The 12,288-nt window shown below is 55.8% G+C and carries 8 protein-coding genes; 5 read left to right on the forward strand and 3 right to left on the reverse strand.

Going from position 1 to position 12,288, the window contains the following annotated elements; all coding sequences use genetic code 11:
* Nucleotides 1-168: 168 nt before the first annotated feature.
* The gene (locus HQL52_06215; protein ID MBF0369034.1) at nt 169-3,087 is read right to left on the reverse strand and encodes an insulinase family protein; all 2,919 of its coding nucleotides are present in this window, start codon (nt 3,085-3,087) and stop codon (nt 169-171) included.
* A 496-nt stretch (nt 3,088-3,583) separates the two neighbouring features.
* Here HQL52_06215 and HQL52_06220 point away from each other — a divergent pair, with 496 nt between their 5' ends.
* The 5 genes from HQL52_06220 (at nt 3,584) to HQL52_06240 (ending at nt 9,305) form a co-directional block, all read left to right on the forward strand.
* The gene (locus HQL52_06220; protein ID MBF0369035.1) at nt 3,584-4,852 is read left to right on the forward strand and encodes a CoB--CoM heterodisulfide reductase iron-sulfur subunit A family protein; all 1,269 of its coding nucleotides are present in this window, start codon (nt 3,584-3,586) and stop codon (nt 4,850-4,852) included.
* Nucleotides 4,853-4,858: 6 nt separating this feature from the next.
* Nucleotides 4,859-7,066 (forward strand): hydrogenase iron-sulfur subunit, encoded by a 2,208-nt coding sequence (locus tag HQL52_06225; GenBank protein MBF0369036.1) that lies wholly within the window; start codon nt 4,859-4,861, stop codon nt 7,064-7,066.
* A gap of 74 nt (nt 7,067-7,140) precedes the next feature.
* The gene (locus HQL52_06230) at nt 7,141-7,728 is read left to right on the forward strand and encodes a 4Fe-4S dicluster domain-containing protein (protein MBF0369037.1); all 588 of its coding nucleotides are present in this window, start codon (nt 7,141-7,143) and stop codon (nt 7,726-7,728) included.
* A gap of 2 nt (nt 7,729-7,730) precedes the next feature.
* Nucleotides 7,731-8,615, forward strand: a complete 885-nt coding sequence (locus HQL52_06235) for a CoB--CoM heterodisulfide reductase iron-sulfur subunit B family protein (protein MBF0369038.1) — start codon at nt 7,731-7,733, stop codon at nt 8,613-8,615.
* A gap of 132 nt (nt 8,616-8,747) precedes the next feature.
* The gene (locus HQL52_06240) at nt 8,748-9,305 is read left to right on the forward strand and encodes a hypothetical protein (protein MBF0369039.1); all 558 of its coding nucleotides are present in this window, start codon (nt 8,748-8,750) and stop codon (nt 9,303-9,305) included.
* Between the two features lie 531 nt (nt 9,306-9,836).
* Here HQL52_06240 and HQL52_06245 read toward each other — a convergent pair.
* Nucleotides 9,837-11,867, reverse strand: a complete 2,031-nt coding sequence (locus HQL52_06245) for a response regulator (protein MBF0369040.1) — start codon at nt 11,865-11,867, stop codon at nt 9,837-9,839.
* Nucleotides 11,864-12,288, reverse strand: a 425-nt coding sequence (locus tag HQL52_06250) for a YfiR family protein (GenBank protein MBF0369041.1), incomplete at its 5' end; no start/stop codon positions are given. The genes HQL52_06250 and HQL52_06245, both read right to left, overlap by 4 nt.

A 12,288-nucleotide genomic window follows, 5' to 3' on the forward strand; every position in this document is an offset into this window, starting at 1 on the left:
TCAAGCGGGGCCATTTGGGAGGGGAGGTTCTTTGTGCGGATTCCAAGCCTTGCATGATTTTCAGCCTCCTCCAGGCGTTTAGATCGGATCCGGTTAGGACTCTTTCTGTAGCGTTTGTCCTAACCGGATGGATAATTGAGGGACAATGATCGGATTATCTGCAGTGGATCACAATACCGCCACTTCCAACTGCAACGTTTCCCGCACCTCATCCAAGGCTTTGGCGTGGCTGACGATGCCGATGGAAGCGTTGTCGGCAATGAAATATTTTTCTCCAACCCGTTGCATGTCCGCCAGGGTAACCTGTAGCACCCGTTGCCTGAATAGATGGCGAAGCTCAGGAGTTTTGCCGTGATGGCGGTCGTGGAAGGCCCGCATCGCTTCACCTGCCGGGGAGCCGGGACGGTCGATGTTGGCAATGGCACTCAATATCGCCTCTTCCAGGGTGCGGGGTTCGTGTTTGGTTTCCATGAGCCATTCCAGGGAGCGGTCGAAATCGTTCAGGGTTTCCAGCAAGCGGGGATCCCGATAGGAAAAAAATCGAAACGCCCCGGCATCCGCATCCAGTCCAGCCCCCGCCCCATAAGCTCCCCCTTGCTCCCGGATGGCTCGGTGGAGATAGCCATTTTTCAGAAAATAGCCCAACACCAAAAGGGTCGATGCATCCGCATGGGTATAGGGCACTGCCGGATAGGCTTTGGCACAAAAGTGTACCTGGGTATCGGTCGCCCATCCCCGTCGTACCTTGGTGGCCACTGACGGGTGGTTGAAGGGGGTGGGATTAGCCTCTCCCTTTGGCCACCCCCCCCAAAGGGTGTCCAGGGTTTCGGCAAAGCGGTCGAATTGGTTTTTTTCGCCCACAATCACCACTTGGGGCTGGGCTTGATGGATGCGATCCCGCACGCCTTCCAGGGTTTGGGCCAGTCGTTCCAGCTCCGAGGGGGTCTCCAGGGCCTGGTCCAAGGTTTTGAGGCGTTTGATGGCGGTCATTCCTCCCCAGGATTCTGACAGGGCTCCGGTGGGACTCATGCCACTGGTGGCGGTGGTCATGGCCAGGGCGTGGCCGTTGTCGGTCACCTTCAATTCCGCCATGGCCCGGGTCTGGGCCACCAGCTCCCGCAGCCGGGGGAGTTCGTCGAAGCGGGCTTGTCCCAGGCTATTACCCAAAAGCCTGGAAAAGGGTTCATGGTTGCGTACCAGCGCTTTGCCGGAGACCACAAAGGCACTGCTGATATTTTGTACGTTATCCACCCCACCCCGGGTGGCGGCACGGGCGGCGATTCCTCCACACACCGCAGCCTGTTCGGCCTGGGTTTGCAGGTAATCCTGTTGGCCGTTGCCCACCTCGGTGAGAAAAGAGGTGAAAAGGGGCAGGATTTCGGTCTGCTCCTGGCTTAAATCCGGCAGGGGACTGATCAGCTGCTGATAGACCAGGCCATTGGTGGGGCAGTCGAACCAGGTGGTTTTAAAATGCTGTCCGGATTTTTCCTCCCCCGTGGGAATGGTCAGGTTGGGGGGGACATCGCTCAGGCGCACCCGGGGCAAAACTTCCGGGTTGTCGGGTTCTTCCTGGCGGGCTTTGAGTTTCAGGGCGTTGTCGATGACCTGCTGTTTTTCCGCCGGGCTCATGGCGCTCTTGAGGGCTGCGAGTCGGGCTTGCTCTCTGGCTCGGCGTTCGCCATCCAGTTGGGTGTCGGGTTTGAGCACCAGGCGTACCCGATGGGGGTTGTCGAGCAACCACTCCTGTACGAGCTTGGAGACGAAGCCGGGATCAGCGACATCCTGACGCAATTTTTCCAAAGCGGGATCCAGCGCCAGGGCTTGGACCGGGTCGCCGTGGTGCAGGGCCGGGGTCAAGGCGTTCAGCATCATCTTCAGGCCGTAAGGGTAGCCGTTACCCCCCACTTCCCGGCGGGAGAGTTCCAGTTGGTGCAACACGGACTCCACCCGTGACGGATCGACCCCCTCCCGGGCAATCTTTTCGAGCACTCCCAACACCAGGCTTTCCACCTCATCGGCCCGCTCCACTTCTGATCCTTCCACCCCGCAGACGAAGACCATCTCCCGGGAGGAGTCGTCCAGCCCACAGGCCGGGGAGGGGGCGCTACCCAGTTCAGTGGTTTCCAAAGCGTGGAGGAGGGGGGAGGAGGAGTTGTCCAGCAACACCCCGGAGAGCAGATGGGCTCTGAGCAGGGTCTCCAGATCGATGGATTTATCCAACAGCCAGCCTACAATGATGTGGGTTCGAGCGGTGGTGGCACTGCCTGCATCCAGGGCATAGCTCTCCTCTACCCGGAGGGGTTGGGTGAGGCGTTTTTCATCGGTGACGGCAAACTCCACCGGCATCTTTTCGAAGCGGCTCAAGGCCAACTCCTCGAAGGAGGCCTGCTGTTCATGGGCGGGGATATCGCCGTAGGTCATGAAGATGGCATTGGAGGGGTGATAGTGCCGGGCGTGAAAGGCCTTGAGATCAGCCCAGGTGAGATCGGGAATTTTTTCCGGATCGCCGCCACTATTATGGTGGTAGGTGATAGTGGGGAACAGATGGCGGGCGAGTTTTTCCCAGAGGACGCGACTGGGGGAGCTCATGGCCCCTTTCATTTCGTTGAACACCACCCCCTTGAAGAGTAGCTCGGAATCCGGATCATCCATCTTGTCGAACTCCAGCCGCCACCCCTCCTGGGCAAAATCCATCTCCTCCAGGTTGGGGAAGAAAGCCGCATCGAGATAGACCTGCAGGAGATTTTGAAAATCCTTGCGAGACTGGCTGGCAAAGGGGTAGGCCGTCCAGTCGCTAGCGGTAAAGGCATTCATGAAGGTGGAGAGGGAGCGGCGGATCATCATGAAAAAGGGATCCCGTACCGGATAGCGGGTAGAGCCGCAGAGTGCGGTGTGCTCCAAAATATGGGCGATGCCGGTGGAGTCCTGGGGCAGGGTCAAAAAAGCCACCAAAAAGGCGTTGTGGGGGTCATCAGCTGCGAGGTGGAGATGGCGCGCGCCGGTTACCCGGTGGCGATAGGACTCCACAGTCAGATTCAGGGTGGCCACCGGCTCGCGGTGGAGAAGCTCAAAAGCGTCGTGATTCATATATCGGTCCCTTTTTCGGCTCGGTCGGGATGTGGTATTTTTAGTCTCTCGAAAGCATAGTTCCCAAAGGGAAGGGTTACAAAGGGTTAAGAGACATCCTTTAAGGATTCAGAGTCGTCTTGGTCTTTGGGAGTTCCTGGTGGGGGTGAGAGAGCTTTCCTGAGGATCCCTGCGTCGGATGGTCTGGGTGGGTTCAATGTGGTCTCCACGGGAAGAGGAATTATTTTTTTCGATGGGGGGATGCGTCTCTCTGGTGGAGAGTTAAATAGCTGTATTTGTTGTTAAAACTTGTACTAATAAATAACGCTTATCATTGATCAGTATTATTTATCATTGTAAAACGTTTCAGCAACCTCTAATATTCGAATAGTGTCACATTCCGCAGTTTGAGCAGTCAGCAAGGTGACAAAATGGTCTGCCGCCACACCGGGAATTCCCATACGGCTACCGGGGGCAGGCCCTCATCCACACACACACCTTTTCGGAGAGGTGAATCATGGCCGACGGTAACGCCACGAACCGAACAATTTTGGTCGTGGGAGGTGGGATAAGCGGTCTGACCACAGCGGTAGAAGCCGCTGAGGTTGGATACGATGTCATTCTGGTCGAGAAGGAGCCCCAACTCGGCGGTAGAGTGTCCCAACACCACAAGTATTTCCCCAAGCTGTGCAGTCCCTCCTGCGGACTGGAAATCAACTTCCAACGAATCCGCAACAATGACCGGATTCGCGTTCATACCCTGGCGGAAGTGGAAGAAATTACCGGCGGTCCAGGCAACTATACCGCTCGTATTCGTCAGAACCCCCGCTTTGTCAACGAAAAGTGCACCGCTTGCGGTGACTGTTCCAAGGCGTGTGACACCGAAGTGGACAATCCTTTCGACTTTGGTCTGGGCAAGGTGAAGGCGATTCGCAACGCCCACCAGATGGCTTTTCCCAACCGCTATTTCATGGATCCCGAGTTTGCAGGAACCGATGCCGCCAAAAAGCTGGTCGAGGTGTGCGATGCCGGTGCCATCGAGCTGGACCAGCAAGCCGAAACCATGGAGCTGAATGTCGGCAGCGTGGTGTGGGCCACCGGTTGGAAGCCATACGACGCTGAAAAGATCCTCCCCTATGGGTTTGGCCGCTTTGACAACGTCACCACCAACATGCGTTTCGAGCGGCTTGCCTCTGTCACTGGTTCTACCGAAGGCAAGATCACCCGCCCCTCGGATGGCAAAGAGGTGAAGAATATCGCCTTTATCCAGTGTGCGGGTTCCCGGGATCACAACTATCTGCCCTTCTGTTCCCGGATCTGCTGCCTGGCCTCCATGAAGCAGACCCAATATGTCCGGGAGCAGCATCCCGACGCCACCATTACGGTTTATTATATCGACCTTCGGGCCATGGATCGCTATGAGGCGTTCCAGCAAAAGGTACAGGCTGATACCGGCATTCGCTGGATCAAGTCCAAGCCCGCCCGCATCGATGAAAATCCGGAAAACAAAAATCCCATCGTCGTGGGCGAAGATACCCTCACCGGTGAGCGGTATGCCGATGAATACGACATGGTGGTTCTCGCAACCGGTATGGAGCCCAACTCCGACACCAGTCGGGTGCCCGCAGAAGGGGTCACCTATGACGACTACGGATTTGTGGTAAACCAGGGGAGTGGCATCCATGCCAGTGGCTGCTCTACCGCTCCGGTGGACGTGGCCAGCTCGGTTCAATCGAGCACCGCCATGGCCTTGAAAGCGATTCAAACCGTGGCGAAGGGAGGTTGATCAACCATGGATAAGAAGATCGGCTGTTATATTTGCACCGGCTGTGGAATTGGCGATGCCATGGATGTGGACGCCCTCGGTGCTGTTGCTGCCAAGGAACAGAAAGTTCCGGTAGTCAAAAATCACGAACTCCTCTGCGGACCCGAAGGGGTCGCCATGATCCGTCAGGACATGGAATCCGAAGGAGTGAATGCACTGGTCATCGCGGCCTGCTCCCCTCGGGTAAAGGTCGAAGAGTTCCGCTTTGGTACCGAGCTGATGGAACGGGTGAGCCTGCGGGAAAATGCCCTCTGGATCCATCCGGTTGAAGAAGGGGTCGAGGAGGCTGAAGAAGATCTGCAGATGGCGGGTGAGGATTATATCCGCATGGGGTGCGTCAAGATCAAAAAGATGAACACCCCCAAGCCCTTCATTGATGATAACTTTTCCAAGCAGATTCTGGTGGTGGGTGGTGGTATTACCGGTATGACCGCAGCGAAGGAAGCAGCGGCCACCGGTTACAAAACCATCCTGGTGGAAAAGGAGGCAGAGCTGGGTGGGCGTATCGGCAAGATGAAGAATATCTCCCCCACCAAGGCCCCCTACAACTATCTGGAAGAGAATCCGGTCCCAGCTCTGATCGAGGCGGTCAATAACGACGCCAACATCACGGTGCTGACCAATGCCCGGGTGATGCAGACGACCGGCGCTCCCGGACTCTTTGATCTCACCATCAAGAACGGCTCAGGTGACGTACACGAGCGGGTGGGGGCCATCATCCTCACCACCGGTTCCGAAACCTACGATCCGGCCAAGCTGCCCCACCTGGGTCACAGCGACAACGCCGATGTCATCACCTCCATGGAGTTTGAGGAGATGGTGAAGGCGGGCAAGATCAACCGTCCTTCCGATGGACAACCGGCCAAGCGGGTGGCGTTTTCACTCTGTGCCGGTTCCCGGGACAAGGAGCATCTGGAATATTGCTCCGGGGCTTGCTGCACCTACTCCATGAAGCAGGCGCTGAATGTGAAGGAGCAGTATGCGGATGCCTCCACCTACCTGATCTATCAGGAGATCCGTACTCCGGGTCAGATGGAGGATTTTTACCGTAAGGCCCAGGATGAAGGCAGCGTCTTCATCAAGGGGGATGTGAAAAAGGTCGCCAAGGGTTCCGGCGGCGGCTTGAGCGTCGAAGTGGACGACAAGCTCCTGCGGGCCACTGAAAATCTGGAAGTGGATCTCCTGGTTTTGGCTACCGGTATGACGCCCAACATCGACACGGTTGATCCCAACAATCCTTCTCCGATGGGAGATGTGGACGAGGGGGCGGTCAAACAGGTGCTGAATCTCCAATACCGTCAGGGTCCGAGTCTGCCCGAGTTGAAATGGGGTTTTCCGGATTCCCACTTTATCTGCTTCCCTTATGAAACCCGGCGTACCGGCATCTATGCGGCTGGTCCCGCCAGGCGTCCCATGACGGCAGCTGCGGCGATGTCTGATGCCACGGGGGCCGCCTTAAAGGCGATCCAGGTTGTGGAATCGGTCTCCCGGGGGGCCGCCGTCCATCCCCGGGCTGGGGATCTCTCCTATCCTTCCTTTCGGGAAGATGGCTGTACCCAGTGTAAGCGTTGTACCGAGGAGTGTCCTTTCGGGGCGATCAACGAGGATGAAAAGGGCAACCCCCTCTTCAATCCCACCCGTTGCCGCCGCTGCTCCACCTGTATGGGGGCCTGTCCTCAAAAAATCATCTCCTTCGACAACTATTCGGTGGATATGATCGGTGCCATGTTGAAGGAGTGCGAAATTCCCGAGGAGGACGAAGAGAAGCCGCGTATTTTGGTTCTTGGCTGTCAGAACGACGCCATGCCTGCTCTGGATATGGCGGCGACCAAGGGAGCCAAGATCAGTCCTTATGTCCGCTTCATTCAACTGCGCTGCATGGGCTCCATGAGTCTGGTGTGGATCGCTGATGCGATGTCCACCGGTTATGATGGCGTCATGCTCATGGGCTGCCGTCACGGTGAAGACTATCAGTGCCACAACGTGCGGGGCTCGGCGCTGGCTGAAATCCGCCTCTCCAAGGTTTCGGAGACGTTGGACCGGCTGCAACTGGAGAGCGAGCGGGTGAAGATGATCGAGGTCAATATCGTTGACTCCGAAACCCTGCCTGGGGCGATCAACAAGTTTGTTGAAGATCTTGATGAGTTTGATCCGAACCCCTACAAGGAGTTCTAGACCAAAAATGCCCGGGGGGCGGCGCTGCCGCCTTCCGGTTTTTTTTCTGAAGTGTTCCGACAGGAGATCAAATCATGGCTTACGACCTCTCCTTTGCCCGAGACGTCTATGAAAAATCCGAGATGGGGCATTGGATCAAGATGTGTATGCAGTGCGGCGTATGTGCCGGATCCTGCCCCTTGGGGCCCCACTGGGAGCATTCCCCACGCCAGCTCTTTCAGATGGTACGGGGGGGGAAGAAAGAGGAGGTATTGAAAAGCTCCTCCATGTGGATGTGCACCTCGTGCTACAACTGCATCGCCCGCTGTCCCCGGGGCTTGCCCATTACCCATATCGTTCATGGCTTGGCGCGTTATGCCTCCGAGCAGGGTATGGCCGATCCTAAACAGCCGACCCACCGTTTTGCCAAGGATATTTTTTGGGAAAACATCACCGCGACGGGGCGGGTGGCCGAAGCGCTTCTCACCATGCGGCTCTATTTTGTGGATGGCCTGGGTTCCGGCATCAAGATGGGCTTGGAGATGAAAGACCAAGCCATTGGCATGCTCAAGACCAAGCGTCTCAATCCCATCCCCTTCCGGGGCAAAATCAAAGGTTATGCCGGTTTCAAGGCCATGTTGGACAAGGCCTCGGAGTTGGAAAGCAAGCATAAGGAGGCTTAAGGATGAAGGAGTACACCTTTTACCCCGGTTGCAGCTCCGAGAAGGGTGCCTCGGCCGCCAACATGGAAAATTCGGTCCATGCGATGTGTAAGATGCTGGGCATCAAGCTGAACGAAATCGATGACTGGAACTGCTGTTCCGCTTCCATCGGCTATGCCGGTGGCGGTGAGTTGCCCCGTATGGCCATGTCGGCCCGTAATTTTGCCCTGGCCAAGCAGCAGCAGGGGGACAAGGATCTGGTAGCGACTTGTGCGGCCTGCTGGCTCGCCATGCGGGAGACCGCCGAGCGCATTGATGAGGAGCCCCAGGTCAAGGCCGATCTCAATACCGCCCTTAAAGAAGCCGATCTTTCCTATGACGGGGGCATCAAGACCCGGCATATGGTGGAGGTGCTGATTGAGGATTTTGGTTGGGACGCCCTGAAAGCCAAGGTCACCAAGCCTCTGACCGGGATCAAGATGGCCGGTTATGTGGGTTGCCAGACCAACCGCCCCTTCGGTATCTGTGGCGACAGCTTCGAAAATCCTGAATATCTGGACAAGATGATCGAAGCGGTGGGGGCTACGGCGGTTCCTTTCGACAAAAAAGTCGCTTGCTGTGGCGGCGCTTTGGCTTTTTCGGAGAATGACAAATCCTGCGCCCTGATCAAGGATATTCTCCAGGCGGCAGCGGACAATGGCGCGGAAGTGATTGTTACTCCGTGCCCGGTCTGTCAGCTCAATGTGGAAGTGTATCAGTCCAAAGTGAATCAGATGTTTGGTACCAACTTTAACATCCCGGTGGTCTACTATTCCCAGCTCTTTGTGCTGGCCTGGGGTGGTAGCTGGACCGATTCCGCTTTGAATCAGCAGGTGGTGTCAGCGGATGTGTTGAAAAAATTCGCCTGATTCCAGCCTGATAGCTGTAAACAAAAAAACGCCTCTCCGGGAGACTGGAGGGGCGTTTTTGTTTAGAGTGCGCTGGTTGATATGCTGAATGGGATATTGCGTGTAAACGTAGCTATCTGATGAGGGGAATGTATGTCGATTCGACTCAATTTGGGGTGTGGGGAGCGACGGCTGCCGGGGTTTATCAATGTGGATAAATATGGTTCTCCGGATCTGTTGCACGATCTGGAGAGCACCCCCTGGCCTTGGGAGGATGATTCGGTGGTTGAGGTGGCAGCCCATCACGTTTTGGAACATCTGGGCGCTACCACAGAGCTATATTTTGCCATCATTCAGGAGCTTTACCGGGTTTGTGCTTCACAGGCTTTGATTGATATCCGTCTTCCTCACCCCCGACACGATGATTTTATCAATGATCCGAGTCACGTTCGGGCCATTACCGGTGATGGCTTGATGCTTTTTTCCAAGGCCAGTAATCGGCAATGGCAGAGGGAGGGGCGATCCAACACACCTCTTGGGCTACAGCTGGATGTGGATTTTGAAGTGGTCAAGACCACTCTGCTGTTGGATCCGGCTTGGATGGAAAAGCTCAATACCGGGGTCTGCCAAGAGGAGGATATTCGTCGGGCGATCAGTCAATACAACAATGTGGTCAAGGAAGTACACGTCGTACTCAAGGTTGTGAAGTGAGGTCGATATGTTTCCGGTCGCCGGATTGAGCTGTTTTCATGTTTCAAGACCGTTAGAGAGTGGCACATCTCTTCAGCAGCTTGGTGGAATGACGAAGGAAGCGCCGACAGGAAAGTGCTGAAAGATAATAGTTGTTCGTGTGAGGGGGCTTCGGGTGGGCCATTCAGGTGGTGGAGAGGGGCAGCCCAATCGAATTAGGGGGGGCCTTATGCCAGCCACCCCACAAAGGTTCCCAGGAGAGCCATCACAAGCCCCAGCCATAGAATATTCATTACCAGCTCAACCAGTGTGAACGATCCATCAGAGAGGGTTGAAAATAGGCCCAGTATGCTGCCGATTATCATCCCATAAAAGGACCAGCTGGAAGTGTGGGTGAAGAGCTGCCATCCTCCGAACCCCAGGAGGAGGAAAAATATCAGGAGAGAGAATCGCCCCATGGCCCCTTTTTCGTTAAGAAAGATTGCTTCTGGCGTGGGGGATCCGTTGTTTCAGAAAAAGTGCGGTGGAATTTTGCTGGTGGAATTCGATCCGTCAGCCTTTCAGCCGCTCTTCCCGAATGTGGGCGATCACCTTCAACACTTCCCCAGCCACGATGGGCTTGGCTGTGACTCCGTCCATACCCGCTGCATGACACATATCCACCGTATCGGTCAGCAGGTCCGCAGTGAGAGCAATCACCGGTAGGTTGGCCAATACCGGGTTATCCCAAGCTCGGATGCGGCGGGTGGCTTCGATGCCATCCATGCGGGGCATGCGGATATCCATCAAAACGGCATCAAAGGAATTTTCATCCATTTTATCCAGAGTTTCCAACGCTTCCAGGCCATTTTCACACACCGTAATCCGATGGCCTTCCGCTTCCAATAGTTTTTGGGCCACCAACCGGCTCACCTGGTCGTCTTCCACCAGAAGGATGGCCAGAGGGGGGAGTTGGATGGATGGCAGATCCGCCTCATGGGGCATTAAAAAGGGTTTTATTGGTTTTTCAAAGGGAAGGGAGACCAAAAAGGTGCTCCCTTCTCCTTCAACGCTCTGCAAGTTGATCTCACCCTCCATCATATCCACCAAGCGCTTGCAGATGGCCAACCCCAATCCCGTCCCCCCATAACGGCGGCTGATGCTGGAATCCTTTTGGACAAAAGGTTCGAACATCCCCTCCTGGACATCTTCCGGGATGCCGATGCCGGTATCCACGACCGAAAAAAGCAGCGTTTCCTTGCCAGAAGAAGTCGGCTCTCCCCGCTCCACCCGCACCGTGACACTGCCCTTGGCGGTAAACTTGATGGCATTGCCGATCAGGTTGATCAACGTCTGGCGCAAGCGGACCGGATCGGTGCGGATCAGGCGAGGTAGATCGCTGGCCATTTCAACTTGTAGCGCCAATCCCTTGGTGTTGGCCGGAGCCGAAAGCAGGTCGGTGGTTTCGGTGATCAGTTCTGCCAGGGAAAAATCATTGAACTGAACCTCAAGCTTGCCCGCTTCGATTTTGGAGAGGTCCAGGACATCGTTCAAAATAGCCAATAGGGCCTTGTTGGAAGCGGTGATGGTATCCAGATAGCCATGCTGGGTGGCATTCAGATCGGTCAACAGCAGCAGATCCACCATTCCCTGAATGCCGTTCATGGGGGTGCGGATTTCGTGACTCATGGTGGCTAAAAATTCCGACTTGGCCTGATTGGCCGACTCAGCGGCTTCCTTGGCCCGTTGCAGCTCTTCCGTTCGGGTTTGTACCAGGCTTTCCAGGTGGTTGCGGTGGGCCAGAAGCTCCTGATCCCGCTCCTGAATCCCTGCCAACATGTGATTGAACCCCTCAGCCAACCATAAAAGCTCGCCGCTCCCCTCTTCTCGGGCGCGCATGGCATAGTCCCGGTTGTTGGAAACATTGACCGTCAATCGGGTGAGGCGAGTGAGGGGGGCGGTGATTTGCCCCAGGAGAAGATTGGCCAACAACAGAGCCCCACCCAAGGCCAGGAGAAACACCCCGGCCATTTTGAGGATGTTTTGAAACATCAATTCGTGAAAAGGCTGGAGTGTGGCCCTCACCCGCACCTGGCCCAGGTATTCATCTTCCCACAGCACATCCGCTGCCACATATAGCTCTTTTTGGCCCCATTTCACCCCTTGGCTGGGATGCCATTCCGATTGGGGCTGGTAGGTCTGGCCCGGCTTTTCAAAGTGGGTGAGGGGTTGGTCGTTGGCGAGGCGGAGTTCGGCTGCCAGAACTTCGGGAATGGCGGCTAGAATGGTCAGGCGTTTATTGGCGGCCTGGGCATCCTGGAAGGCCATGGCCCCCACGCTGTTGGCAGCAACCAGCTGGGTTTGGGCAGAGAGGGAGTTGAGCAGCTGGTAGGACAACATCTGCCACTGTTGATAAATGACGATAAAAAAGGTCAGGGCAAAGCTGATGGAAACGGCAACCGTGGTAAATAAAAAAACCCGACCCCGAATCGATCCTCTGCCACCCTGGTTACTCTTGGCGGAAAACCGGGAGGGGGAGGTGGTGGCGGGGTTGGAAATATTTCCCTCAGTGGGTGGGGGAGTGCTCTTGGGGGTTTGGCTCATGGGATCACCTTGGCGGCGATTTCAAGAAGTTCCGAGCTGATGGAAAGACCGTTTTCTTTCAAAGCTCCCAGATTGACCCCCAGGCGCAAATAAGAGTCATCTTCAAAAAGGGATACCATGCCACCCACTTCAGCAAATTGGGGTAGATCGCTGATGGTCAGTGGATGGTGGTGGCCCAGGGTTTTGAGGGTGGCCGGAAGTTGACCGTTGACCAGGGTGCTGAGAAAAACAGCATGGCAGTTGGCCGCCTGATGGGTTGCCTCTATATGGCGAACTTCCAGAGAGCGGTTGCCGATGATGCGACCGGAAAGACGATTCAGAGTCTCTATTGATGGTTTTTTCCCTAGTACACAGAGGGTCAGTGGAGCATCACCAACATCCGGCCAAGCCACAAATTTAAGGATGTTGAAGACGTAAGCCA

The sequence above is a fragment of the Magnetococcales bacterium genome (assembly GCA_015232395.1).
Classification (GTDB): Bacteria; Pseudomonadota; Magnetococcia; order Magnetococcales; family JADFZT01; genus JADFZT01.

What these genes read in the sequence shown, in the direction of transcription:
- HQL52_06225 (MBF0369036.1), top strand. Translation starts at nt 4,859, where the DNA reads ATGGATAAGAAGATCGGCTGTTATATTTGCACCGGCTGTGGAATTGGC.
- HQL52_06245 (MBF0369040.1), bottom strand. Translation starts at nt 11,867, where the DNA reads ATGAGCCAAACCCCCAAGAGCACTCCCCCACCCACTGAGGGAAATATT.
- HQL52_06230 (MBF0369037.1), top strand. Translation starts at nt 7,141, where the DNA reads ATGGCTTACGACCTCTCCTTTGCCCGAGACGTCTATGAAAAATCCGAG.
- HQL52_06215 (MBF0369034.1), bottom strand. Translation starts at nt 3,087, where the DNA reads ATGAATCACGACGCTTTTGAGCTTCTCCACCGCGAGCCGGTGGCCACC.
- HQL52_06235 (MBF0369038.1), top strand. Translation starts at nt 7,731, where the DNA reads ATGAAGGAGTACACCTTTTACCCCGGTTGCAGCTCCGAGAAGGGTGCC.
- HQL52_06220 (MBF0369035.1), top strand. Translation starts at nt 3,584, where the DNA reads ATGGCCGACGGTAACGCCACGAACCGAACAATTTTGGTCGTGGGAGGT.
- HQL52_06240 (MBF0369039.1), top strand. Translation starts at nt 8,748, where the DNA reads ATGTCGATTCGACTCAATTTGGGGTGTGGGGAGCGACGGCTGCCGGGG.